The sequence below is a fragment of the Roseobacter denitrificans OCh 114 genome, assembly GCF_000014045.1.
Taxonomy (GTDB): domain Bacteria; phylum Pseudomonadota; class Alphaproteobacteria; order Rhodobacterales; family Rhodobacteraceae; genus Roseobacter; species Roseobacter denitrificans.
The window spans coordinates 1,994,731-2,020,010 of the sequence record NC_008209.1; the positions used below are offsets into that span (position 1 = coordinate 1,994,731).

Sequence of the window (25,280 nt, forward strand, 5' to 3'; positions counted from 1 at the left end):
TTTCGGGCCTTTGTCGGCGGATGTGCCGGAAAACGCACATAGGGAGATGCGAAAAAGGAACTGCTTGGCGGATGTTCGCCTTTCGTGCTAATGCGTACAAAACGAATAAAAAGAGCAGGACAGCATCTATGACACGGGTAATCGGCATTGATCCGGGGCTGCGCAATCTGGGCTGGGGTGTCATTGAAGTGTCCGGCAGCCGAATCGCGCATATAGCCAATGGGGTTTGCGTGTCGGGGGGCAGCGATTTGGCAGACCGTTTGCTGTCCCTCCACCAGCAACTGACGGCGGTGGTTTCGACCTTTGCGCCGGATGAGGCCGCGGTGGAACAGACATTCGTCAACAAGGACGGGGCCGGAACGCTCAAGTTGGGTCAGGCGCGCGGGATTGCCATGCTGGTGCCCGCGCAGGCCGGTCTGCGCGTAGGTGAATATGCGCCCAACAAGATCAAGAAGACCGTGGTGGGGGTTGGGCATGCGGATAAGGCGCAGGTGCTGCATATGGTACGCTTGCAATTGCCCGGCGCAGAGATCAAAAGCCCGGATGCGGCGGATGCTTTGGCGATTGCCATCTGTCATGCACATCACGGGGGGGCGGCTGGTTTGGGCGCGGCAATTGCAAAGGCAACGGCATGATTGGCAAGATCACGGGCCGACTTGAATACCGCGCGAGCGATCATGTGCTGATTGATGTGCGCGGGGTCGGGTATCTGGTCTTTTGCTCGGAACGTACATTGGCGGCTCTGCCGGGTGTGGGCGAGGTTGTCGCGCTATATACGGACCTGCTGGTGCGCGAGGACGTGATGCAGCTTTTCGGTTTCACCACGTTGACGGAAAAGGAATGGCACCGGCTGCTGACCTCTGTGCAGGGGGTCGGGGCCAAGGCGTCGCTTGCGATCCTCGGCACCTTGGGAGCGGATGGCGTCAGCCGGGCCATTGCGCTGGGGGACTGGAACGCGGTCAAGGCGGCCAAGGGGGTCGGTCCAAAGATCGCCCAACGCGTGGTTCTGGACCTCAAGGACAAGGCCCCCAGCGTGATGGGTATGAGCGACACGCAAGCCACGGTGGCTGCTCAGTCGTCAGATGCGGTCATCGAAACGCGCGCCGCACCAAGCCCCGTTGTCCAAAACCCGTCGGCGCAGGCTGAGGCCCTGTCGGCGCTATCCAATCTGGGTTATGCTCCGGGTGATGCGGCCGCCGCCGTGGCGCAGGCGGCAGGTGAGTTGCCCGACGCAGAAACGCCCGATCTGATCCGGGCGGCATTGAAACGGCTCGCCCCCAAAGGTTAGGCTGGGCCAGATGCAGGATACCTCATGAGCGATATTGATCCGACCGTGCGCGCCGATCCCCTGCCAGAGGATCACGACCGCGCCTTGCGCCCGCAGATGCTGTCGGAGTTCGTTGGGCAGGCGGAGGCGCGCGCCAACCTCAAGGTGTTCATCGCCTCTGCACGGCAACGCGGCGAGGCCATGGATCACACGCTGTTTCACGGCCCCCCCGGTCTGGGCAAGACCACGCTGGCACAGATCATGGCGCGCGAATTGGGCGTCGGGTTTCGCATGACCAGCGGCCCGGTGCTGGCCAAGGCGGGCGATCTTGCGGCGATCCTGACCAATCTGGAAAAACGCGATGTGCTTTTTATTGACGAAATCCACAGGCTCAACCCCGCCGTGGAAGAAGTGCTCTATCCCGCGCTGGAGGATTTCGAACTTGATCTGGTCATCGGCGAGGGCCCTGCGGCGCGCACGGTGCGAATTGAACTGCAACCCTTTACGCTTGTGGGCGCAACCACGCGGATGGGGCTGCTGACGACGCCATTGCGCGACCGTTTCGGCATTCCCACGCGGTTGCAGTTCTACACCGAAGATGAGCTTTTCATCATTGTGGATCGCAACGCGCGCAAACTGGGTGCGCCCGCGGATGAGGGCGGCGCGCGTGAAATTGCGCGCCGGGCGCGTGGCACGCCCCGGATTGCCGGGCGATTGTTGCGCCGCGTTGTGGATTTCGCAGTCGTTGAGGGCGATGGCCGGGTGACACGCGCGCTTGCGGATATGGCGCTGAACCGGTTGGGGGTGGATCATCTGGGCCTTGATGGCGCGGACCGGCGCTATTTGCGGCTGATCGCGGAAAACTATGGCGGCGGACCTGTGGGCATTGAAACGATGAGCGCGGCCCTCAGCGAAAGCCGCGATGCGCTCGAAGAGGTCATCGAACCCTTCTTGTTGCAGCAGGGGTTGATCCAGCGCACGCCGCGCGGGCGCATGCTGGCGCAAAAGGGCTGGACGCATCTGGGCCTTGACGCGCCGCGCGCCCAGACGGATTTGTTCGAGGGATAAGCGGCGCCTGCGCGTGCCGCCAAGCAGGAGACAGCAGCCTTTATGATGGATGCCAGCGAGATCGAAGCGCTTTTTACGCGCAGCGGAGGTCAGTTCGCCTTTGCCCGGTGGGGGCGGCCCATTGCGCCTGTTGTTTTTGGTGTGACGGATGAAACACTGTCCGTGATCAAGGGCGCGCTTGAGGCGGTCATGGCGCTATCGGGGCACAAGATGGCCGAGACGGACCCCGAGCTTGGCAGCAACCTGATGATGTTCTTCTTTCGTGAATGGGACGAATTGCCGGAGGTGCCGGGGCTGGATCGTCTCGTGCCGGATCTGGGGCCGTTGCTGGCGCGCCTCAAACAGGCGGATGCGAACCAATACCGTATTTTCCATTTTGACACCGACGGTGGGATCAAGGCCTGTTTCGTTTTTCTGCGGATGGAAGAAAACCTGAGCGCTGTGCCGGCCGAAACCCTCGCGTTGAGCCAGATCGTGCAATCGGTTTTACTGTGGTCGGACACGGCCTTCAAAGACCGCTCACCCTTGGCGGTAGCGGGGGAGAAGACCATTCTGCGCCCGGATATCGCCGGGCTTATCCGCGCGGCCTATGATCCTGTTCTGCCGGTGGCATCGTCGGATGCCAGCCATGCACTTCGGCTTGCGGCGCGCGTGGGGCTGTCACAATGAGCCACAGCTTTCCCATCCGCGTCTATTACGAAGACACGGATATGGCCGGGATCGTCTATTACGCCAATTACCTGCGCTATATTGAGCGCGCGCGCAGCGACTGGGTGCGCGAGATCGGCATCGATCAGCTTGCGATGAAAGCCGCAGGCGTTGTCTTCGCCGTCAGGCGGGTCGAGGCGGATTACATCGCCCCGGCAACCTTTGATGACCGGCTGGTGGTGCGCACCGAAATGACGCAGCTGACACCCGCACGCATGGTGATGTCGCAGGACATTTGGCGCGATGAGACGCTGATGTTTGCAGCAAAGGTGACGATTGTGTGCATCGGGCCGGGGAGTAAGCCTGCGAGGTTGCCAGCAAATCTCCGCTCACTGCCCTTATCTGACGAGCGATAACACCATAGTGATAGCTTTCTGTACAAGGCTGCGCTAGACTTGCCAGCAATGGAGGTCGAAACAATCGACCCCGGGCGTATTGGGCAAAGAGCAGGCATATGGAAGCAGAAACGCTGGCTATGGCGCATGAGATTGATTTCTCATTCTTCGGATTATTCGCGCGCGCAACTTTAATCGTAAAGATCGTGATGATCATGCTGATCGTGGCCTCGTTCTGGGCGTGGTCGGTGATTGTGATCAAGCTGATCCTCTATCGCAAGACTCGCCATGAAGCAGCGGTTTTTGATCGTGCGTTCTGGTCGGGGGAGCCGCTGGACGGTCTCTTTGAAGAAGTCGGCCCGGCCCCTTCGGGCGGTACGGAAAAGATATTCGCCGCCGGGATGATGGAATGGCAACGCTCGCATCACGATGACGGCGGGCTGATCGCAGGGGCGACGCAGCGGATCGACCGCTCCATGGATGTGGCGATCAACAAGGAAGCCGAGCATCTGCGCGATGGTCTGACGGTCTTGGCCACCATTGGGTCGTCCACGCCGTTCATTGGCCTTTTCGGGACTGTCATCGGGATTATGAATGCCTTTATCGAGATTGCAGAGCAGCAGAACACCAACCTCGCCGTTGTCGCCCCCGGCATTGCCGAGGCCTTGCTGGCCACGGGTCTGGGGCTCTTTGCGGCGATCCCGGCGGTGATCTACTACAACAAGCTCAGTGCGGATGCGGATCGTATTCTCGCAGGTTATGAATCCTTTGCCGATGAGTTCGCAACCATCCTCAGCCGCCAGTTGGACAGTTGAGCCATGGGTGCGAATGTTCTTCAGAAACCGGGCGGCAGCACAAAGCGGCGCAGGCGGACCACGCGCGCGCAGCCCATGTCCGAGATCAACGTAACGCCATTCGTCGATGTGATGCTGGTGCTGCTGATCATCTTCATGGTCGCCGCACCGCTGTTGACGGTCGGCGTGCCGGTTGAACTGCCCAAGACGGCAGCTGGCGCTTTGCCCACGGATCAGGAGGAACCCCTGACCGTAACGATCACGGCGGAAGGATCCATCCAGATCCAGACCACTGAGACGGCAGGCAATGAACTGATCCCGAAACTGCGCTCCATCGCGGCGGAGCGGACCTCGGACAGGGTGTTTTTGCGTGCCGATGGCTCTGTGCCTTACCTGCGCGTCATGGAGGTGATGGGGGCGCTCAACGCCGGTGGGTTTTCCAACATCGGTTTGGTGACGGATATCGGCGGGCCGACGCTTGATGGGCGCGATGGGGCTGCCGACGGGGCAGATCGGTAGGCGGCGCGGTGCACACCGGTCATTATATCTCGGGGGCGGGGCATCTGTTTTTGCTGGGCTGGATGGCGTTTGGCGACGTCTTTGCCGCTGAACCCTTGCCGTTCCAGACCACCGATGTGTCGGTGATTTCCAGTGCCGAATTCGACGCGCTGGTCGCTGCCGTGCAGCCGCCGCAATCGGTAACCGAGGTTGCGCAACCTGCGACACCCTCCGTGGTGCCGGACGCACCGCAAGTGCCGGATCAGCCAGAGGATCAGACTGATATCGCCACACCGCAGGCGACCCCGACACCGCAGGCAGAGACGCCGCCGGATGTGTCCGAGATCGAACCCTTGCCGCCGCGCGCCGACATCTCGGATCAGGCTCCTGTTCTGGATCAGCCCGAGGCGGATATCGCCGTTCTGGCGCCCGACGTCAGCGACACACCCGTGCCGCAAGCCGCAGACCGTGTCGCCCCCGAAGCCTTTGCGCCGCCAGCGCCCGAAGCCTTGCCCGACCCTGTTGAGCGCGACGCGGTCGCGCCGGATGCAACGGGAGATGATACACAGGAACCCGCGGATGCGACCGCACCGGAGGCTGCCGCGACCGAGATTGTGACCGAAGCCGACCGTCCCGCGCGCGCGCCCGAGCAATCACAGCGCCCGCCCGCGCGCCGCCCCGAAGCGCCCGTGCGCACTGCCGTTGCAGCACCGCAAACGCCGCCAACGGAGGATGCCGTGAATGCGGCCCTGCAAGAGGCGCTGTCGAATGAAACGCCCGCGCCTGCCGTGCCGCAGGGCCCGCCGCTGTCGGCGGGTGAAAAGGATGCGCTGCGCGTGGCGGTATCCAACTGCTGGAACGTCGGTTCGCTGTCAACGGATGCGCTTGGCACCACGGTCGTGGTCGAAGTGTCCATGACGCAGGATGGTAAACCGATCACCGGGTCGATCCGGATGACCTCCAGTTCCGGTGGTTCGGAGGCGGCGGCAAGACAGGCCTTTGAGGCGGCGCGCCGTGCAATCATTCGCTGTGGCGCGCGCGGATTCAATTTACCGGTTGAGAAATACAGCCAATGGCAAGAGATTGAGATGACATTCAACCCCGAAAGGATGCGGGTCAAATGAGTTTTCAGATACGCGTTTTCACAGCAATTCTGGCTGTTCTATCGCTCTTCACCGCGCCGGTGCTGGCCCAGAACAGCGGCCCGCTGCGCATTGAGATCACCGAAGGTGTGATCGAACCTTTGCCCTTTGCCCTGCCGGTTTTCGAGGCCGAGACTGCCGATGCCGCCGATGTGGCGGCCCAGATCACACAGGTGATCGCGGCGGATCTGACAGGGACGGGACTGTTTCGCCAGATTGAGCCGGACGCTTTCATCAGCACGGTCAGTAGCTTTGCCGCGCCGATCCAATACGCGGATTGGAAAGCCATCAACGCGCAAGCGCTGATCACCGGGGCTGTAGCGGTGCAGGGCAATCAGTTGAACGTGAAATTCCGCCTGTATGATGTGTTTTCGGGGGCGGAAATGGGCGATGGGTTGCAGTTTTCCGCCACGCCCGACGGCTGGCGTCGCATGGCGCATAAGGTGGCGGATGCGGTCTATAGCCGGATCACGGGGGAGGGCGGGTATTTCGACAGCCGCGTCGTCTACGTCTCCGAAACCGGCACCAAGGATGCACGCCAGAAGCGGCTGGCGATCATGGATTACGATGGGGCAAATGTGAAATACCTCACCGACAGCAGTTCCATCGTGCTGGCCCCGCGGTTTTCGCCGGATGGACAGCGCATTCTCTATACCAGCTATGAAACAGGCTTTCCGCGCATCTATGTGCTGGATGTGACCTCGCTGCAGCGTCGTGGCCTTGAAAGCCAGGAAGGCACCATGAGCTTTGCGCCGCGTTTTGCACCGGATGGGCAGACCATCGTCTTTTCGCTCAGTCAGGGTGGGAATACCGATATCTACCGCATGAACGTCAATGGCGGGTCGGCGACACGGCTCACATCGGCGCCCTCGATCGAGACCGCGCCGAGCTATTCGCCCGATGGCACGCAGATCGTGTTCGAAAGCGACAGGTCCGGCTCTCAACAGCTTTATGTGATGCCCGCAAACGGGGGGGAGGCGCGCCGCATTTCTTTCGGACCCGGACGCTATGGCACGCCGGTCTGGTCGCCGCGCGGCGATCTCGTCGCCTTCACCAAGCAAAACGCCGGGCGGTTCCATATCGGCGTGATGCGCCTTGATGGTTCCGAAGAGCGTTTGCTCACGGCTTCGTTTCTTGACGAAGGGCCCACATGGTCCCCCAATGGCCGCGTGATCATGTTTTCGCGCGAAACCCAGGGTGCCCAGGGACGCGCCACGCTCTATTCCGTGGACATCACGGGCAGAAACCTGCGCCCGGTGCGCACGCCCGAAGGAGGGTCGGACCCATCGTGGTCCCCGCTGCAGAGATAACGGTGCGCGCGAAACAATTTCTATTGGCGGCGCGCATCTGGTAAAATATCAGGCATAGAAATATAATCTGACCGAATGAGGCAAAGAGCATGAAACTTACACGGAATATTCTTTTACTGGTGGCGGGGCTGGCGCTGGCCGCCTGTACCGATCCGGGCCGTTTTGGCAGTGACGGCACCGGGGCTGGTGGCCTTGGCGGTGGTGCGGTTGTGCCCGGCAGCGCCAATGATCCAAACTCTCCTGCGTTTTTCAATCAGACCGTGGGGGACAGGGTGCTGTTTGCAGTGGATGAATCCTCGATCAATCCGGCCGGGCAAACCACATTGGAAGGTCAGGCGCAGTGGCTGCTGGCAAACACCGATTACACGGCGGTGATCGAAGGGCACGCGGATGAACAGGGTACGCGCGAATACAACGTCGCCCTGGGCGCGCGGCGCGCGAATGCGGTGCGCGAATATCTGATTTCGCGCGGGGTTGCGGGCAACCGGTTGCAGACTGTCAGCTATGGCAAGGAACGCCCGATTGAGATTTGCAGCAGCGAAGAGTGTTATGCGAAAAACCGCCGGGCTGTAACGGTTCTGGCCAGTGGCCTGTCCGGTTGATCCGATGCGCTTTTTCGTGATCTGTGCCGCAGCTTTGTTGCTTGCGCCCCTGCCGGCAGCGGCACAGGATGATCAGACCCTTGCCGACATCCGGCAGGAACTCACCGTGCTTTATGTGGAAATGCAGCGCCTCAAGCGCGAGCTTTCCACGACCGGTGGGCCGTCTGTCGTCGTGGGAGGGGATACGGTGCTTGAGCGTCTGTCCGTGATGGAAGGCGAAATGCAGCGGCTGACCTCCAAGACCGAGGAACTGGAATTCCGGGTCAACCGGATCGTCGAGGATGGGACAAACCGGATTGGCGATCTTGAATTCCGTCTGGTTGAACTTGAGGGCGGCGATATCAGTACCTTGGGCGAAACCACGACGCTCGGCGGCGACACGGGCGCTTCGGTGCCTGCAACCGGCGGCACTGCGGCGCTTCAGCCGCCTGCAGCCTCGGCGGGCGTGACAGGTGGCGGTCAGCTTGCGGTCGGTGAGGAGGATGATTTCAAAAAGGCACAGGCGGCTTTGGCGCAAGGGAATTATCAATCCGCTGCGGATCAATTTGCCGCTTTTTCAATGAATTATCCGGGGGGTCCGCTGGCTGCTGGCGCTGATCTGGGCCGTGGGGAGGCACTCGAAGGGTTGGGGCGCACACGCGAAGCGGCGCGCGCCTATCTGGACAGTTTCAGCGCAGAACCAACCGGGCAGGTGGCCCCGCAGGCGCTCTTCCGGCTTGGACGGTCATTGGGTGCGTTGAATCAGGTCGCCGAAGCCTGCGTCACCCTAGCCGAGGTGGGCATCCGCTTTGCCGGTGATCCAGCGGTGGCGCAAGCCGAAGAGGCCCGGCGCGCGCTGGCCTGTCAATAGCACGTCATGTGCGATCTTGACGCTGAGATCGACGCACATTTTGTGAATGACATCCCGAAAGCACTTGGTGTTGCCGTGTCGGGCGGCAGTGATTCAATGGCGCTGCTGGTCTTGCTGTGCGGCTTTGCGGAACGCAATGGGGTCGCGCTGTCCTGTGCGACGGTGGATCATGGGCTGAGGCCCGAGGCGGCTGACGAGGCGCGGAGCGTTGCAGGATATTGCGCCGCGCATGATGTGCCGCATGTCACGCTGAAATGGGAGGGATGGGACGGCACGGGCAATACGCAAAACGCTGCCCGCGTGGCGCGGTATCGGCTGCTGGCGGACTGGGCGCGGGGGCAGGGCATTGCGGATATCGCGCTGGGGCACACGCAGGATGATCAGGCCGAAACCGTGCTGATGGGGCTCGCGCGTGCGTCCGGTGTTGATGGGCTCAGCGCGATGCCGGCACGGCGCGATGATCGGGGCCTGTGCTGGCACCGGCCCCTCCTCGCTACATCGCGGGCAGGGTTGCGCGGTTTCCTGAGCGCGAATGGTGTGGCGTGGTGCGAGGATCCCAGCAACGATGATGCGCAATTCGAAAGGATAAAGGCACGCCGCGCGCTCACGACGTTGGCGGAACTGGGGGTGGATCGCGCATCCCTCGCGCAGGTTGCACAGAATATGGCACAGGCGCGGGCAGCACTGGAGCAGCAGACGCGGCGGGCGATTGGTGATCTTGTCAGCCTGCTTGGCGGTGGTGCGATGATGCCATGGTCCGGCTTTCAGACCCTGCCGAGCGAGATTGCGCGCCGGGTGCTGATGGCCGCCATCGACTGGATCGCCGCGCCGCCCCATGCGCCGCGACAAAAAGCCCTCACCGCCGCTCTGTCGGCGTTAAGGGCCAGCGGCAGCGCAACAGTGGCGGGCTGTCGTTTGATCCTCAAGGATGACCGGTTCTGGATGTTCAGGGAATTTCAGGCCGTGGCGCATGCGCGTGCAGATGCATCACAGCTGTGGGATAATCGCTGGAAAGTCACCGGTGGTCAGGGCAAACAGGCAAGAGAAATCAGGGCCTTGGGTGAAATTGGTCTGCAACAGCACCCGGAGTGGCGAACCATGGGCCTGCCGCGTGCACTCTTGCTCGCCACGCCGGCTGTTTACCAGGGCGACGTCCTGATCGCGGCACCGGTGGTGCAAAACACGGCACGATGGCGCGCGGACGTGATAAAAAGGCCGGGCTGCCTTTTTGATGAGGTATTCGGCCATTGAACATACTGGTGGTACGTCTATCTTAAGACTGTGGCTTTATCATGCGGATCAAGACCACAAACGGTATTAGGAGGTTTTCTTTGGGAAACGCACGCAACATAGCCTTTTGGGTTGTACTATTTCTGTTGATCTTGGCGCTGTTCAACCTGTTCAGCGGTCCCGGCAGCACCATGCAAAGCCGCGAAATCAGCTATTCGGAGTTCGTTGAAGCGGTCGAATCCGGCAATGTCAGCAATGTGACATTGGACGGGGAACATGTGCGTTTCCGTCAGGAAGACGGGACAGATTATGTCACGATCAAGCCATCGGATGCTGAAATCACGCAGCTTTTGATCGCCAATGACGTGGCTGTGCGGGCCGAACAACAACAGCAATCCGGGTTTCAGACATTCTTGATGTCCTTGCTGCCCTTCCTGTTGCTGATCGGCGTGTGGATCTACTTCATGAACCGGATGCAGGGCGGTGGCAAAGGCGGCGCGATGGGCTTTGGCAAGTCCAAGGCCAAGATGCTGACCGAAAAGCATGGCCGTGTCACATTTGACGATGTCGCTGGTATTGATGAAGCCAAGGAAGAGTTGGAAGAGATCGTCGAATTCCTGCGCAACCCACAAAAGTTCAGCCGCCTTGGCGGTAAAATTCCCAAAGGCGCCTTGCTTGAGGGTCCTCCCGGGACCGGTAAGACGCTGCTGGCGCGCGCCATCGCGGGCGAGGCGGGCGTGCCGTTCTTCACGATTTCCGGGTCGGACTTTGTGGAAATGTTCGTCGGTGTGGGTGCCTCGCGTGTCCGCGACATGTTCGAACAGGCCAAGAAAAACGCGCCCTGCATCGTGTTCATCGACGAAATCGACGCGGTCGGGCGCCACCGTGGCGCTGGTTACGGCGGCGGTAACGACGAGCGCGAACAGACGTTGAACCAGCTTCTTGTCGAAATGGATGGTTTTGAGGCGAATGAAGGTGTGATCATTATCGCCGCGACCAACCGTAAGGACGTGTTGGACCCGGCCTTGTTGCGTCCGGGCCGGTTTGACCGTCAGGTCACTGTCGGTAATCCGGACATCAAGGGCCGTGAGAAGATCCTCGGCGTGCATGCGCGCAAAACGCCGCTGGGCCCTGATGTTGATCTGCGCATCATCGCGCGGGGAACGCCCGGGTTCTCCGGGGCTGATCTGGCAAACCTCGTGAACGAGGCGGCATTGGGTGCGGCGCGTGTCGGACGTCGCTTTGTGACGATGATTGATTTCGAGCAGGCAAAAGACAAGATCATGATGGGGGCTGAGCGCCGCTCCATGGTCATGACGACCGAGCAGAAAGAGATGACAGCCTATCACGAAGCCGGTCATGCTCTGGTCGGGATCAAGCTGCCGAAATGTGACCCGGTCTACAAGGCCACCATCATTCCGCGCGGCGGCGCGTTGGGCATGGTGATGAGCTTGCCTGAGATGGACCGTCTGAACATGTTCAAGGACGAATGCCACCAGCGCCTCGCCATGACCATGGCTGGTAAGGCGGCTGAAATCCACAAATACGGTCCTGATGCGGTGTCGAACGGTCCTGCCGGTGACATTATGCAGGCCTCGGGTCTGGCGCGCGCGATGGTGTTGCGCTGGGGCATGTCGGACAAGGTCGGCAACATCGACTATTCGGAAGCAGCCGAAGGGTATCAGGGCAATACGGCGGGTTTCTCCGTTTCGGCCAATACCAAGGAGCTGATCGAGGAAGAGGTACAACGCTTCATTCAGGACGGCTATGAATGGGCGAGCAAGATCATCAAGGAAAACGAGGTCGAATTCGAACGCCTCGCGCAGGGTCTGCTGGAGTACGAAACCCTGACCGGAGAAGAGATCAAACGCGTCATGAATGGCGAACCACCTGTCCCGCCTTCGGATCAGTCCGACAAGCCGGACAGCGGTGAGACAACAAGCGTGACGGCCATTCCAAAAGCGAAGGCCAAGGCGAGCAAAAGGCCTCCATCGGATGGCGGTCTGGAGCCTGAACCATCGGTCTGAACGGGCCTTTATCCATAAGAGGTTGCGCTTGAAATCTGCGGCCTCACTTGCAAACCCCGCCCTTTCGGCGGGGTTTTCGTTTGTACTGATGTGACGCATCGGGTCGCTGTTTTATCGTCAGGCGACTTGAGGCGCGATGTGCTTGAGCGCCTTTGCAATCCGTCTGCTGCGTTATGCAAAGGACGGAGAGTTGGCGTGCCGGGGGGCGATGCGGTGGTTTCCTGTCTGCGCGTGTAGCGATATTTGCGCGGTCGGTTGACCCGTTGGCATCCGTTTCGATGTGGCGTGTGAGTGTTTCCTGCGTCCCGGCGTCGGCGGTGCAGGATAGTGTTCGCGGATGGTTTTATGCCCGGCAGACAATCGCACAGGTTGGGGGCGACGGCCTATGCCGCCCTTTGCCAGTGCGTGATCTGGCCGTTCCAGCCTGACAGGCTTGCTGAGGGGCCTTTTCTTTTGTGCGCCGTTTCTGCATCCTGCCGTCAAATCCAAAAGCGGAGGCGGACAATGCCAGCACTGATGCCCACAGAGTTTCGCGGCCATGTGAAATGGCTGGGGCGCGTGATCAATACGCAGGAAACGCTGCGATCCGAAACCTTGCAGTCCGCGATGTTGACGTTTTCCGGCATTGAAGGCGAATGCCATGGTGGCCTGACCCGGCCTGCCTGCGTGCGCACCGAGGCGCAGTATCCGCAGGGCACCGAAATTCGGAACGTGCGCCAGCTCAGTATTTTATCGCAAGAGGAGTTGGACGCGATCGCGCGTGACATGGGCATGCCCGACATTGACCCGGCGTGGCTCGGGGCATCTATGGTCATCGCGGGCATTCCCGATTTCAGCCATATTCCACCCTCGTCGCGCCTGCAGGTCCAAAGCGGTGCCAGCATCGTGGTGGATATGGAAAACCGACCCTGTATTTATCCCGGACGAGAGATTGAAAAGGACCGTCCCGGCTTAGGTCCAAAATTCAAACCTGCCGCAAAAAACCGGCGCGGTGTGACGGCTTGGGTCGAACGTGAAGGGTCGGTATCAGTGGGAGACACCCTGCGCCTGCATATACCGGATCAGCCAGTTTGGCAGATGTTGGGAGAGGCGCGCGGTCAAAACCCCGCATTCTAGCGCGTGGGGGGCGCCTGTCAGGCGTTGTTTCCACCAGGACAGGAAAATGTTGTGCCGGCGCAGTGGTTGGTCAACTTGGCGCAGGGTCGTCAAATGGCGATCTGGTCGTTGCTCTCCCCATCGCTCCCATGCCCGCGGGCGAAGATGAATCCACGTTTTTGCCCTTCTTTGCGATGCTGGAACAGGACAGTCAGCGCGGCCGCTGCCTGCATGCGCAAGGGCCCGATCTTTGGCGGGAAGAGGCGCATTGCAGGGGGTGACAGCGCACGGGTTCTCCCGATGCGTAACTGTCAAAGGTGTTCCATGCCCCGCACGCACCGCTTGCTACCGCGTTCAAACTGGAGGTCAGGGGTCAGCGTCGCGTGGGATCACAGAGCCATAAAGACAGGACGGTGCGCGTTTTACCTTGCTCGCAGTACAGTTGTTGGGCAGTCTGAACGCCTGAGGAGCGGAAAGGAACCACGATGATCAGATGGATCGCTTTTGTTGCGGCCCTGTTGCTTGCGGGCGGCGCGGTGGCTGAGGACCGGTATGCCGGGTATTACTATCCCCGGGTGACGACCTCAGAGACATTTGATCGGGTTGTGCGCAGTTCGGAAGGTACGAGCAAAAGTGTGCGGATCGACTTTGTGAACGTATTGACCAAAGCGCAACTGGAAGCGCCGGAAAGCCCGCGCTTTGTCTTTTTCACAAAGGGCGAGGGGGCGGATACGCTGATCCTTGTGGCCCTTGATGATGACGTGTTTTCAACCATTTACCGTGCGCGTGCCATCCTTGCGCAACTGACGGTCAGTGTCCGGCAAGGGGGGTATTTCCGTCAGGAAGACCTGCAGTATGTCGTCACATTTTACGATCTTTTACAGTTGCTGGCCTTTGATGAGTTGATCATCAGTGACGGTCAAAACTGGGCCCACCGGGTCGATTTCATCAGATGACGGAAGGGTCAGATATGTCAGCTACGCTCATTGATGGCAAAGCCTTTGCCGCGCGCGTGCGCGCGCAGGTCGCAGAGCATGTAACGCGGCTCAAGGCCGACCACGGGATCACACCGGGCCTGGCGGTTGTGCTTGTTGGGCAAGACCCGGCAAGTCAGGTCTACGTGCGTTCCAAGGGCAAACAGACCACCGAGGTGGGGATGAAATCGGTTGAGCATAAGCTGGATGCCGACACCTCGGAAACGGATTTGCTGGCGGTTGTGGATCAATTGAACAAGGATCCTGACATCCACGGCATTCTGGTGCAACTGCCCTTGCCGGGGCACCTGGACGAGGATCTCGTGATCAATTCGATTGCGCCGGAAAAGGACGTCGATGGCTTTCACATCTCGAACGTGGGGCTGTTGGGCACGGGACAGAAAAGCATGGTGCCCTGCACGCCGCTGGGCTGTCTGATGATGCTGCGGGATTATCATGGTTCCCTCTTGGGGATGGATGCGGTCGTCGTGGGACGTTCGAATATTGTCGGCAAACCGATGGCGCAGCTTTTGCTGGGTGATAGTTGCACCGTGACCATTGCCCATAGCCGCACCAAGGACCTTGCGGATGTCGTGCGCCGCGCCGACATTGTCGTGGCGGCGGTGGGGCGGCCCGAAATGGTGCCGGGGGATTGGATCAAACCCGGCGCGACGGTGATAGATGTGGGCATCAACCGTCTGGATGCGCCGGAAAAGGGCGAAGGCAAAACGCGCCTCGTGGGCGATGTGGATTTTGACAGCTGTGCGGCAGTTGCCGGGGCCATCACGCCTGTGCCCGGCGGTGTAGGGCCGATGACCATCGCCTGCCTGCTGGCCAATACGGTCACTGCCTGTTGTCGTGCAAACGGTCTTGAGGAACCCGAAGGGCTGACGGCTTAAGCCGGATGCTTTGAGGTTGCGGGAACGGGCACCATCGTGCCCTGCAAGGCGGCGACGTGGCGTTCCTGTGCACCGTTCATCGCATAGACATCCGCGGCGACGACGATCAACTGGCGGCCCGTCTTGATGATGCGGCCCTTTGCGATCAGATGGTCACCAAGCGCAGGGGCAAGCAGGTTGATTTTCATCTCGGCCGTCACAACCTCGCGGTCAAGGGGCAGGGTGGTCAGCGCCGCGTATCCTGCCGCGCTGTCCCCGATGGCAAAGGTCAGCCCGGCATGGGCAAACCCCTGTTGTTGCCGACTGCCCGGCAAGATCGGCGCTTTGATGGTGATCGCTGCCGGGGCGATGCTGGCCAGCTCCGCGCCGAGGGTGTGCATCATGCTTTGCGCTTCAAAACTGCGTTGAATGCGGTTCAATTCGGCTTGATCCATCGGTCTGTCCTATCGTGGCATCGGCACGCAAGTGGGCACCGGACCAGTCAGAATTGCAAGAGCTTGCGGGCCCATCAGTTGGTTAAGGGCTTGGTGCTGTGTGTGAAGCCCGCCCGTATAGGTCCCGTAGGCAGGCATCACGAGGCGCTTTTCATCCATCAGAAAGGCCCGGCGCGAGATCATCCGCCCGCGCGTCGCAAGCTGTACCTTGGGGTGATAATGTCCCGATACCTCAGCCTCTTGACCGGGGTCTGCGATATGGCGAAAGGTCAGCCCGCCTTGCTGCAGTTCACGCAGGTGTTGTCCACCCAGTTCAACCGGCCCCGGATCATGATTGCCCTCGATCCAGATCCAGCGCCGCCCTGCTTGCAGCCGCATCAGCCAGTGGCGATCCTCCTGCGCAAGGTTCTCTGCGGCGGTGACATCGTCAAAACTGTCCCCGAGACAGACAACCACGCGGGCATCGGTGCGCCCCAGATCTTCTGCCAGCCGCGCCAGCGTGTCGCGGGTCTCGTAGGGCGGCAGGGTTTGCCCGCTGCGCCGCGCCACCCGCTCGGATTTTCCCAGATGCAGATCGGAAACGCAGAGCAGTTCGGCGTCCGGCCAGAAAAGCGCGCCCGAAGGCATCGCCCAGAGCGTCACGCCACAAAAGGAGAATTCGTAGGAGTTCATGGTTTGTTCATCGCGCACTCCGGCGGTCTTGACAAGGGGTTACCAGCCCACGCGCCATTTCGGCTTGTCGCTCGGCGGCGGTGTGATCTGTGCCAGACCTGCCGCATTCATCAGACGCTCGGCCTCTTCGGCGAGCAGCCGCTCCTCGGCAGCGCCCTTGACGGGAACGCGGCCCATTTCCAACAGCATCGGTGCGGCGAGCGGGCTGACGCGGGGCAGGGTCACATGGTCGATCCGGCCCGCGACACGCTCTGCCATCTCCCTGATCCGGCCAAAATCGACCAGACCGCGCAGCGCCTCCTCGCGGGTGACGTCCAGCAACAGATGTTCGGGGTCATATTTTTGCAATGTGTCGTAAAGAATATCCGAACTGAAGGTCGCCTGCCGGCCTGTCTTGCGCGCCGATGGCGTGTTGCGTTGGATCAGACCGGCGATTGTCGCGCTGGCGCGAAAGGTCCGTTTCATGACGGCGTTGCCTGCCAGCCAGGTTTCCAGCCCGGTTTCAAGCGCTTCGAGATCAAACAGCGGTGCGGGGTCCGTCACAGGTTGCAGCCCCCAGATCAGCGTCGCGTAATCTGTCGCGACAAATCCCAGCGGGTCGAGCCCCATCTCCTCCATGCGTTTGGTCAGCAAAAGGCCAAGGGTCTGTTGCCCGTTTCGCCCCGCAAAGCCATAGACGACGGTCTGCGCGCGTCCGTCGTGGGCAAAGCTTTCGATCAGCAAACGGCCCGGCGCGGGCAATTGGCTGCGTTCGCGCTGTAGCGCCAGCCAATCGGCGGTATGTGCGGGCAGATAGGGCCAGGCGGTGTCCTGAAATATTTCGACAACGCGGGCACTGAGCTGCGTGGAGGTTGCGAATTTCGTTCCGAGGAACGTGGCAACCTTGGGCTTCTTGGCAGCGTTGCGGCTGACCTCGACGGTCATTTCGCGCAATCCCTCATAGCGCACGATCTGCCCGCCGATCAGAAAGGTATCGCCGGGTGTCAGTGTTGCGGCAAAGCCTTCCTCGATCTCGCCCAGAGGTTTGCCGCCACGGCTGCGTTGCAAGCGTACTTTCAGCGTGTCCGTGTCCTGTATCGTGCCGATGTTCATGCGGATTTTCTGTGCGGCGCGCGGGTCGCGCAGGTGCCACAACCCATCGGCATTCTGCATCAGACGTTGCCATTGATCATAGGCGCGCAGCGCGTATCCGCCCGTCGCACAGAAGGTCAGACATTCATCGAATTCCGCGCGCGTAAGGTCAGCGTAGGCCCCGACGGTGATCACTTCACCATAAAGCGCATCCGCGTCAAATGGTCCGGCGCAGGCGGTGATGAGGATATGTTGGCACAAGACATCACGCGGCCCGCGCCCGCGCGGCTCACCATCAAGCTGCCCGGCGTAAACCGCATCCAGAGCGGCATGGCATTCGACAACTTCAAACCGGTTCGCAGGCACGAGCAGCGCCTTGGAGGGGGCGTTGTAACGGTGATTGGCGCGTCCGATCCGCTGCACCAGACGTTTGACGTTCTTGGGCGCGCCGATCTGTATGACCAGGTCCACATCGCCCCAGTCGATCCCCAGATCGAGGCTGCCGGTGCAGACAATCGCGCGCAGATCGCCGCGCACCATCGCCGCTTCGACCTTTTCGCGCTGTTGGCGGTCCAGCGATCCGTGATGGATGCCGATCGGCAAGCCCTCCTCATTGGCAAGCCACAGGTTATGAAAGAAAATCTCGGCCTGCGCGCGGGTATTGTGAAAGATCAGCGTTGTTTGATGCGCCTTGATCTGCTCAAGCACTGCCGGAATGGCATAGGCCGCATTGCCCCCCGCCCAAGGCGGCGCCTTGGGCGTGGTCAGCATCGAGATATCTGGGGCCGGGCCGGGGTCGGCCTGCAAAATCTCGCACGGGTCGGGGTGTTTTGCCAGCAGGCGCGCGATGGCCTGCGGATCATCCACAGTCGCGGACAACCCGACCCGGCGCAGGTCCGGGCAAAGCCGCTGCAACCGCGCAAGTGCGAGCATCAACTGATCGCCGCGTTTGGATTCTGCCAGCGCGTGGATTTCATCCACAACAACGCGCCGCAGCCCTTTAAACATGCGCGGTGCGTCCTCGTAACTGGTCAGCAACGCAAGGCTTTCGGGTGTTGTCAGCAGAATATGCGGCGGGTCAGCGCGCTGGCGTTTCTTGCGCGCGGCTGATGTGTCGCCTGTTCGGTCCTCAACCCGGATGGGCAGGTCCATCTCAGTCACAGGGGTTGTCAGGTTGCGCTTTATGTCTGCCGCCAGGGCTTTGAGAGGAGAGATGTAAAGCGTGTGCAATCCATCCCGTGGCGCAGTGGCCAGATCAATCAGCGTTGGCAGGAAACCCGCCAATGTCTTGCCGCCGCCCGTCGGCGCAATGAGCAGTAACGCCGGATCATGCGCGCGCGCCAGCATGTCAAGCTGGTGCGGATGGATTTGCCAGCCCTTCGAGGCGAACCAATCGGTGAATTTCTGCGGCACGCCGGTCATGGCCAGACTGTAGTGCCAGGCAGCGCAACGGCCAATACCACGCTGCGTTTCTGACCCTATTTGACGATTTTTTCGCTTTTGACGAACATATTCGCCCATGCACGATCCAACAGGTCGGGCCGCATCTGATAGGGGATGCCTTCGAATTCGCAAATCGCGATCATCTGGTCGATCAGGAATATCGGCTGGTAGTTGGCGTACACATTGTCGATTTCCGGGTATTTCACCTTGAGCAAATGCTCAAGGGTCGCCTCATCCAGCGGCATGCCGCGTTTCTTGGCCATCATGGCAAAGATCTTGAGGAAGCTCTCCTGATCCGGGCCGTCGATCTTGATCTTGAAAAAGATCCGCCGCAGGGCCGCCTGATCGAAAATCTCGTTGGGGTGAAAGTTCGTGGAAAAGATCACCAGCGTATCGAAGGGCACTTCGAACTTTTCGCCTGATTGCAGCGCGAGGATGTCCTTGCCTTCTTCCAGCGGCACAATCCAGCGGTTCACAAGCGCTTGGGGCGGTTCTGCCTGTCGGCCAAGGTCGTCCACGATGAAAATACCGCCCGTCGATTTCAATTGCAGCGGGGCCTGATAGGTGCGCGCGGTGGGGTTGTAGACCAGATCCAGCATATTGAGCGACAGTTCGCCACCCGTGATCACCGTCGGGCGTTCGCATTTTACATAGCGTTTGTCATACCGCGTGCGGCGGCGCAGGCAGGTGGGGTCTTCGGCCTCGTCCGCCACGGCCACATGCACGATGGGATCATAAACGGTGATGACCTGTCCTGCGTATTCGATGGCGCGCGGCACATAGACCTGATCCCCCAGCGCGTCGCGAATGCCGTTTGAAATCGAGGATTTGCCGTTTCCGGGCGGGCCATACATCAGGATCGAGCGGCCGGCGGATACCGCAGGACCAAGTTGGCCCAAGAGATCATTCGGCAGCACAAGATGCCCCATCGCATCGGTCAACTGACCTTTTGTGACCATGATGTTTCGGATCGACTGCCGTTTGACCTGTTCGCGGTAGACATCCAGCGGCACGGGCATCGGGCCGAAGTATTCAGATTGCGCCAGCGCATCCAGCGCGCGCGCCTTGCCCTGTTCTGTCAGCTGATAGCCCATCTCGTTGCCGTTGTTGGCATTCAGCGTTCCGGTCGCTTCGAGCAGTTGCTGGCTGCGGGCAAGATCAACCAGTTCCTGCGTCACCGGGACGGGCAGGCAGACCGCCGCGCTGAGTTCGCTGACCACATCGACATTCTTGCGAAACATGGTCTTGAGGATGATATCGCGCATCATCACGGTCGAAAGTTTCATATCCGCCAGTCGCATTGGGGCGGGCGGCGACATCACGTCGGTGGTGTGCATATTCATCTGGCGGACCTTGCTTTCGTCATTCTCCGTGGGGCGTTTCGCGCCCATGACCCGTGGGATACAAAAGGAAAATGGCGTAATTCAGGCACCATTGAGCGCGCAGAGGCACAGATAAAGGGCGAGGGTGGGGCCAAGTGCGAGCCCGAGGGGAAAGCGTTTGTCTTGTGACCAGCTGACCCAGTCGGGCGCGAGGTTGCGCAGTCGGCTCGCGCGCGCACCGCGATGCGTGATCAGGGCCGCCAAAAGGATGCAGGTGAAAAGCAACACAACGCGGGGCAGGTCGCCCGGTGCGATATAGGGCGCGGCGAAGGCGATGAATTTCGCATCCCCCGCCCCCATCGCCCCGATGGCACTCAGCACAAATCCAACGCCCAAGGCGATGGCGAACTGCGCAAAGCCCCAAAGATAGACCTCAATGGAGGGCAGGACGAAAGGGCCAAGGATCACGTAAATGGCCCCCAGTGTGACAACCGCCTTGTTGGTGATTTTCATCCGGGCCAGATCGGTATAGGCGACATAAAGGCACAGCGGCAGCACAAAGGGCAGGAACCACAGTGCGGCCGTTGATGAAAATGCCATGCCGCTTCAGCCGCTTCTTTCGAGGGCTTCCAGCGCACGCACGGCGGCGTCAAAGTGTTGGGGGTGCGTGTCAATCGCGTCGCGCAGCAGGCTCTTGCTGGTTTGAATGTCCCCCTGTCTGACCGCCGAAAGCGCCATCGTGTGCAGCAGTTGCGCGCGTTCGGATTGTGTCATCGGCACCACGGGCAGGGTGTATTTACGCTGTGCGCTTCGGGCCAGAACAAGGTTGTTTTTGGCTGTGAACAATGTGGGGTCCTGACGGATCGCTTGGCCAAACAGCTTCTCCGCGCCGGAAAAATCACCACGGGTCAGTTTGGAATAACCCCAGTTGTTGAAGGCACCGGCTGGCGTTGTGGTCAGCCCGATCGCTGTTTCGTAAAAACTGTCGGCTTTTCTCCACTCTTTGTTGGCGTCTGCCATCATTGCTTCGAGGCGGTAGCGTTTGAAGGTCTCATAGGTCGGGGGCACGGTATCCAGCACCTTTTCGGCGGTGTCCCAATCGCCACTGCGGATCAGCGCATCGGCGTAATTCACGCTGTCTTCATGCGTTGAGTCTTTGAGTTCTGTGACTTTCTCCCATGCGCTGGCTGCTTCGGTAAAGCGTTTGGCGCGCACGAAAGACGTGGCAAGCCCGCGCCGCAAATCCAGCCTGTCCGGATCGCTTTTCAATGTCCGCTGGTAATATGAAATCGCTTCATTCGGGTCCGTCACCGTCAGCATGACTTCGGACAGGTTGGTTTCATCAACCACGTTCACGTCCTGAAAGGCGCGCTCGACGGTTTCTTCATCTGTCTGCTTTGGGGCACAACCTGCAACAAGCAACGCGCCCGCAACGCAGGCGGGAAAAACGTAAGGGTGGCGCATTTTTGCGTCCTTTTTCTGCTCTGGCCTCGTTTATGGCGTCGGGCGGATCACAAAATCGCTGTTTCCGCGTCGCACCAATTTGTATTCACTGCTTTTTTCTGCCTCCAGCGTAGCAGAATTTTCTGTTTTTGCGAGTGCCAAGCGCAGATTATCCCGGATTGCGATGTTTTCGCCATTGCTGAGGGCGAAGGCGCGGCGAAAATACTGCAGCGCCTCGGCGGTGTTGCCCTGTTCCATCAGCAAAACGCCCAGATTGTTGTAATCCACCGGCTGTGCCGCATCGTCACGCACGGCGCGCCGCAGCAGTTCTTCGGCCTGCCCGAGACGGCCGAGGCCCAGATTGGCGGTGCCCAGACCGGACAGAATTTCCGCATCCAACGCGCCGCGGCTCAGTGCTGCGCGATTAAAGGCGCGCAGGGCAAGTTCGTATTCCCCGGCGGCAATCATCCGGTGCCCGGCTTCGACTGCTTCTGAACTGTCCTGTTTGGCCGCAGCGCGCAGATCGACACCCGGTGCCATGACCTGATCTTTGGGCAGCGACGGGCTGCTTGTGTTTTCACACGCGGCCAATCCAGCAATCGCAAAGGTGGCAAAGGCAAAAGCCCGCCGTTTTGCTGTTTTCATTGTCCGGCGCCCAGATTCCCCAGTTGTGTGATCCCGTGCACCGATGGGCCAACCAGAATGATCAGCAGGGGCGGGACCGTCAGCATCATAGTGGCAAGGGTCATCTTGGTTGGCAACTTGTTTGCGGCCTCTTCGGCGCGCATCACACGTTTATCGCGCATCTCTTCTGCATAGACCCGCAGGGCCTCGGCGATGGATGTGCCAAATTGCTGCGACTGGTTCAGCACGGTCACAAAGGACGACACATCCTGCACACCGCAGCGTTCGCCAAAATCATTCAGGACAGTCGTTTTGTCCTTCCCCGCCTTCATCTCATAGGCCACCACATCAAATTCCTGTGCCAGCGCGGGGTAGGAGGCGTGCAACTCCTTGGAGACACGCACGATGCACTGATCCAGCGACTGGCCCGCCTCGACACAGACCAGCATCATATCAAGGCTGTCGGGGAAACCGCGTGTGATTTCATCCTTGCGGGCGTCGACCCGGCGTCGCACCCAATAGACCGGCAGATAATACCCCACCGCGCCGGGAATGATCGTATAGATCATCATTTTCTGCGTGGTGAACCCCTCACCGTGGCCCAGCAGGTTGAGGTAGACAAAGGCGAGAACCAACCCCGCAATCCCCAAGGCAAATTGTGCAAAGTGGAAAAAGCGGACAGCGTCCTGGCTTTGATACCCGGCCTGACGCAGCATCAATTGCCGCGCGCTCAGTTCCGCGACGTCCTGTGGTTCGAGAAAGGACGCAAACCTTTGCAGCTGTTCATTGCGTTCGCCCTGACGCAGGCGTTGTTCGGGGGCGTTGGTCTCAGGGGTCTGGATTTGCCTTTTGAGCTTTTCTATCGGGTCTTCGGGCTGGGCCAGCATCAGGGCAACGGTCACGCCGATCATGATCAGACCCAGCGTGCCCAGCAGGATCACCGGGCCGAGGGGGCCAAGGTATTCAATAATCAACGCGTTGATATTGTGAAAGAAATCCATCATCTCACTTCCTATACTTTGATGTCGGTCAGGACGCGCATGACAAAAAGGTTCAACGCGAGGAAGATGCCCACAAGGAAACATGCGGGGATGAAATACGCATGATCGCGCACCGCGTCATAGTAATTCGGATCGCCGACATTGATCACGATCAGCGCCACGACCGGAAAGGCAGAGAGGAACTTGCCTGACCACTTTGCCTCGGCGGTGATGGCTTTGACCCGGCGAAAGAGGCGAAAGCGCGCCCGGATCACCTTGGCGAGGCCAGCGAGGATTTCCGCAAGATTGCCGCCGGAGGTCTGTTGGATGTTCACCGCAACCGCCAGAAAGCGCAAATCCTGCATGTCCAGACGCTCCGCCATTTCCTTGAGGGCGTCACCGACATCACGCCCATACGCGCTTTCATCCGCGATGACACCCATTTCGGATGCCAGCGGGTCCTGCACTTCCTTGGAGACGATCTGCACCGCCGAGGAGAACGGATGCCCAACCCGCAGGGAGCGGACCATCAGTTCCACCGCATCGGGCAGTTGTTCTTCGATCATGGCGAGGCGCTTGTTGGCCTTGCTGGAAACCCAGAAATAGACAGCACCGACACCGATGCCGATGGACATCATAATCCGCACAGGCAGGGATGAAGCCGTGCCCACGCTCAGGCCCAGAAAGGCAACGACCGCGAGCATGCCCATGATCATGACCAGCTGGCTTGGCGTGAAGGCAATCGCGGCCTTTTGCGCCTTTTCACCGAGCAGCGAATAGAGCGGGATCGACTTCGACTTCATGTGCTGCTGCATTTCCTTGCGCAGCTTTTCCAGTACTTCATCGCGGCCCGTGCCCTTGTCCAGCATCTCAAGTCTGCGGTTCACCCGGCTGTTCAGGCTGATGGATTTGCCGAAGGTCACGAGGTAAAGACCCTCGACCAGAACAAGCACGCCGATAAAGATCAGGCCATAGATGATGGGTTCTGGGCTCATGGTCAAATCCTCAAGTGACGCAACGGCAGGTCACGTTGAAAACCCTTGCGGGGCTGCGGTGGGTTCATAGATGGAAGCCGGCAAATCGTAGCCCCACATACGGAAGCGTTCGGCATAGGCGCTGCGCACACCCGTGGCCGTGTAGTGGCCGATGATCTTGTTTTCCGGTGTGAGACCCACGCGCTGGTAGCGGAAAATCTCCTGCATCGAGATGACTTCACCCTCCATCCCCGTGACCTCGGTGATCGAGGTCATGCGGCGTGAGCCATCCTGCAGGCGCGAGGCCTGAACAATCAGGTTCACCGCCGAGGCGATCTGACTGCGCACCGCCTTGAGCGGCATTTCAATCCCCGCCATGGCGATCATGTTTTCCAGACGAGACACCCCGTCGCGCGCCGAATTCGCGTGGATTGTCGTCATTGATCCATCGTGACCCGTGTTCATCGCCTGCAGCATGTCAATCACTTCCTCGCCACGCGTCTCGCCCACGATGATGCGATCAGGCCGCATCCGCAGCGCGTTCTTGAGGCAGTCACGGGGGGAAACTTCGCCCTTGCCCTCCACGTTGGGCGGTCGGCTTTCCATGCGGCCCACGTGTGTCTGCTGCAATTGCAGTTCCGCCGTGTCCTCGATGGTCAGGATACGCTCCGAGTTGTCGATGAAGGACGACAGGGCGTTCAGGGTTGTGGTCTTGCCCGAGCCTGTCCCGCCCGAAACAATGATGTTGAGGCGCGTCGCCACAGCCGCCTGCAGATAGGCGGCCATCTCTTCGGTAAAGGCGCCGAAATGCACCAGATCATCAATGCCCAGCTTGTCTTTCTTGAATTTCCGGATCGACACGAGGCTGCCGTCCACGGCCACGGGGGGCACCATGGCGTTAAACCGCGACCCGTCCTTGAGGCGGGCATCGACGTAGGGGTTGCTTTCATCGACGCGCCGCCCGACGGCCGAGACGATCTTGTCGATAATGCGTAGCAGATGGCGTTCATCCTTGAACATCACATCCGTGAGTTGCAGTTTGCCATCCCGTTCCACGAATATCTGCTGCGGCCCGTTGACCAAAATATCGTTGACCGAGTCGTCTTTCAAAAGCGTCTCAAGCGGACCGAGCCCTGTGACCTCATCATAGAGTTCGGATGTCAGCGTCTGGCGGTCTTCGCGGTTGAGAACGATGCTCTGGGCTTGCAGATGCTCGCTGGTGATGGCGCTGATTTCCTGACGCAAATCCTGTTCGGTCGCATGTTCAAGTGCCGCAAGATTGAGGTTGTCGAGCAGCACGTGATGCAGGTCCAGCTTGATCTCGCCCATCCGCTCCTTGCGTTTGCGTTCCTTGTCCATGGCCGCGGCCTGTGCCGGGGCGGGTTGCGCCGCCTTGCGCATGACATTTTGCACCGGCGCATTGGCAGGATCGCCGGATCCAGCTTGCTGGGCCAGAGCGCCTGACGCGACGGGTGTCGCGCCCTTTGCCTTCTTGTACTTCGAGAACATGCAGGGTTT

The 25,280-nt window shown here is 60.2% G+C and carries 26 protein-coding genes; 16 read left to right on the forward strand and 10 right to left on the reverse strand.

Translation table 11 applies throughout. From position 1 onward, the window contains the following. Positions 1 to 128: 128 nt before the first annotated feature. From ruvC to folD, 16 genes are all read left to right on the forward strand, one after another. Positions 129 to 635 (forward strand): crossover junction endodeoxyribonuclease RuvC, encoded by a 507-nt coding sequence (gene ruvC, locus RD1_RS09665; RefSeq protein ID WP_044033061.1) that lies wholly within the window; start codon positions 129 to 131, stop codon positions 633 to 635. After that, a complete protein-coding gene (gene ruvA / locus RD1_RS09670; protein WP_011568307.1) occupies positions 632 to 1,288 on the forward strand; it encodes a Holliday junction branch migration protein RuvA in 657 nt (218 codons plus the stop codon). Before ruvC ends, ruvA begins: the two co-directional genes overlap by 4 nt. 24 nt (positions 1,289 to 1,312) lie before the next feature. Next, entirely contained in the window at positions 1,313 to 2,335 is a 1,023-nt protein-coding gene (gene ruvB, locus RD1_RS09675) for a Holliday junction branch migration DNA helicase RuvB (RefSeq protein WP_011568308.1), read from the forward strand. A 42-nt stretch (positions 2,336 to 2,377) separates the two neighbouring features. Beyond that, a complete protein-coding gene (locus RD1_RS09680; protein ID WP_011568309.1) occupies positions 2,378 to 3,004 on the forward strand; it encodes a hypothetical protein in 627 nt (208 codons plus the stop codon). Next, complete coding sequence (ybgC, locus tag RD1_RS09685) at positions 3,001 to 3,399, forward strand: tol-pal system-associated acyl-CoA thioesterase (RefSeq protein WP_011568310.1); 399 nt, start codon at positions 3,001 to 3,003, stop codon at positions 3,397 to 3,399. The genes RD1_RS09680 and ybgC overlap by 4 nt, the downstream gene beginning before the upstream one ends. Before the next feature lie 98 nt (positions 3,400 to 3,497). Continuing rightward, positions 3,498 to 4,193 (forward strand): protein TolQ, encoded by a 696-nt coding sequence (tolQ, locus tag RD1_RS09690; protein WP_011568311.1) that lies wholly within the window; start codon positions 3,498 to 3,500, stop codon positions 4,191 to 4,193. 3 nt (positions 4,194 to 4,196) lie between these two features. Next, positions 4,197 to 4,691: a protein TolR gene (gene tolR / locus RD1_RS09695; protein ID WP_011568312.1), complete on the forward strand. Its 495-nt coding sequence runs from the start codon at positions 4,197 to 4,199 to the stop codon at positions 4,689 to 4,691. A gap of 8 nt (positions 4,692 to 4,699) precedes the next feature. Continuing rightward, positions 4,700 to 5,794 carry a hypothetical protein gene (locus RD1_RS09700; protein ID WP_044033062.1) on the forward strand — a complete coding sequence of 365 codons (1,095 nt, stop codon included), beginning with the start codon at positions 4,700 to 4,702 and terminating at the stop codon, positions 5,792 to 5,794. Beyond that, positions 5,791 to 7,122 carry a Tol-Pal system beta propeller repeat protein TolB gene (tolB, locus tag RD1_RS09705; protein WP_011568314.1) on the forward strand — a complete coding sequence of 444 codons (1,332 nt, stop codon included), beginning with the start codon at positions 5,791 to 5,793 and terminating at the stop codon, positions 7,120 to 7,122. The genes RD1_RS09700 and tolB overlap by 4 nt, the downstream gene beginning before the upstream one ends. An 89-nt stretch (positions 7,123 to 7,211) precedes the next feature. After that, the gene (gene pal, locus RD1_RS09710) at positions 7,212 to 7,724 is read left to right on the forward strand and encodes a peptidoglycan-associated lipoprotein Pal (protein WP_011568315.1); all 513 of its coding nucleotides are present in this window, start codon (positions 7,212 to 7,214) and stop codon (positions 7,722 to 7,724) included. Between the two features lie 4 nt (positions 7,725 to 7,728). Continuing rightward, entirely contained in the window at positions 7,729 to 8,574 is an 846-nt protein-coding gene (gene ybgF / locus RD1_RS09715) for a tol-pal system protein YbgF (protein WP_011568316.1), read from the forward strand. Positions 8,575 to 8,580: 6 nt separating this feature from the next. After that, positions 8,581 to 9,825 (forward strand): tRNA lysidine(34) synthetase TilS, encoded by a 1,245-nt coding sequence (gene tilS / locus RD1_RS09720; RefSeq protein WP_011568317.1) that lies wholly within the window; start codon positions 8,581 to 8,583, stop codon positions 9,823 to 9,825. A gap of 80 nt (positions 9,826 to 9,905) precedes the next feature. Beyond that, entirely contained in the window at positions 9,906 to 11,831 is a 1,926-nt protein-coding gene (gene ftsH, locus RD1_RS09725; protein ID WP_011568318.1) for an ATP-dependent zinc metalloprotease FtsH, read from the forward strand. Positions 11,832 to 12,335: 504 nt separating this feature from the next. After that, entirely contained in the window at positions 12,336 to 12,947 is a 612-nt protein-coding gene (locus RD1_RS09730; protein WP_011568319.1) for an MOSC domain-containing protein, read from the forward strand. A gap of 464 nt (positions 12,948 to 13,411) precedes the next feature. Further along, positions 13,412 to 13,882 carry a hypothetical protein gene (locus RD1_RS09735; protein ID WP_011568320.1) on the forward strand — a complete coding sequence of 157 codons (471 nt, stop codon included), beginning with the start codon at positions 13,412 to 13,414 and terminating at the stop codon, positions 13,880 to 13,882. Positions 13,883 to 13,896: 14 nt separating this feature from the next. Further along, on the forward strand, positions 13,897 to 14,799 hold the full coding sequence (gene folD, locus RD1_RS09740) for a bifunctional methylenetetrahydrofolate dehydrogenase/methenyltetrahydrofolate cyclohydrolase FolD (RefSeq protein WP_011568321.1): 903 nt from the start codon (positions 13,897 to 13,899) through the stop codon (positions 14,797 to 14,799). Here folD and RD1_RS09745 read toward each other — a convergent pair. The 10 genes from RD1_RS09745 to RD1_RS09790 all read right to left on the reverse strand — a co-directional run bounded on the left by RD1_RS09745 (position 14,796) and on the right by RD1_RS09790 (position 25,271). Next, on the reverse strand, positions 14,796 to 15,233 hold the full coding sequence (locus RD1_RS09745) for a PaaI family thioesterase (RefSeq protein WP_011568322.1): 438 nt from the start codon (positions 15,231 to 15,233) through the stop codon (positions 14,796 to 14,798). The genes folD and RD1_RS09745 overlap by 4 nt on opposite strands. 9 nt (positions 15,234 to 15,242) lie before the next feature. Further along, positions 15,243 to 15,905 (reverse strand): ligase-associated DNA damage response endonuclease PdeM, encoded by a 663-nt coding sequence (gene pdeM, locus RD1_RS09750; RefSeq protein WP_011568323.1) that lies wholly within the window; start codon positions 15,903 to 15,905, stop codon positions 15,243 to 15,245. A 39-nt stretch (positions 15,906 to 15,944) separates the two neighbouring features. After that, positions 15,945 to 18,398: a ligase-associated DNA damage response DEXH box helicase gene (locus RD1_RS09755; RefSeq protein WP_011568324.1), complete on the reverse strand. Its 2,454-nt coding sequence runs from the start codon at positions 18,396 to 18,398 to the stop codon at positions 15,945 to 15,947. 56 nt (positions 18,399 to 18,454) lie between these two features. Then, positions 18,455 to 19,762 carry an ATPase gene (locus RD1_RS09760; protein WP_011568325.1) on the reverse strand — a complete coding sequence of 436 codons (1,308 nt, stop codon included), beginning with the start codon at positions 19,760 to 19,762 and terminating at the stop codon, positions 18,455 to 18,457. An 81-nt stretch (positions 19,763 to 19,843) separates the two neighbouring features. Next, positions 19,844 to 20,341: a prepilin peptidase gene (locus RD1_RS09765; protein WP_044033063.1), complete on the reverse strand. Its 498-nt coding sequence runs from the start codon at positions 20,339 to 20,341 to the stop codon at positions 19,844 to 19,846. Positions 20,342 to 20,347: 6 nt separating this feature from the next. Continuing rightward, positions 20,348 to 21,205, reverse strand: coding sequence for a tetratricopeptide repeat protein (locus RD1_RS09770; protein WP_011568327.1), 858 nt, complete (start codon positions 21,203 to 21,205; stop codon positions 20,348 to 20,350). A gap of 30 nt (positions 21,206 to 21,235) precedes the next feature. Beyond that, positions 21,236 to 21,829 (reverse strand): tetratricopeptide repeat protein, encoded by a 594-nt coding sequence (locus tag RD1_RS09775; RefSeq protein WP_011568328.1) that lies wholly within the window; start codon positions 21,827 to 21,829, stop codon positions 21,236 to 21,238. Then, positions 21,826 to 22,809 carry a type II secretion system F family protein gene (locus RD1_RS09780; RefSeq protein WP_044033409.1) on the reverse strand — a complete coding sequence of 328 codons (984 nt, stop codon included), beginning with the start codon at positions 22,807 to 22,809 and terminating at the stop codon, positions 21,826 to 21,828. Before RD1_RS09780 ends, RD1_RS09775 begins: the two co-directional genes overlap by 4 nt. A gap of 11 nt (positions 22,810 to 22,820) precedes the next feature. After that, positions 22,821 to 23,783 carry a type II secretion system F family protein gene (locus RD1_RS09785; RefSeq protein WP_011568330.1) on the reverse strand — a complete coding sequence of 321 codons (963 nt, stop codon included), beginning with the start codon at positions 23,781 to 23,783 and terminating at the stop codon, positions 22,821 to 22,823. Positions 23,784 to 23,813: 30 nt separating this feature from the next. Then, positions 23,814 to 25,271, reverse strand: a complete 1,458-nt coding sequence (locus RD1_RS09790) for a CpaF family protein (protein ID WP_011568331.1) — start codon at positions 25,269 to 25,271, stop codon at positions 23,814 to 23,816. Positions 25,272 to 25,280: the final 9 nt, after the last annotated feature.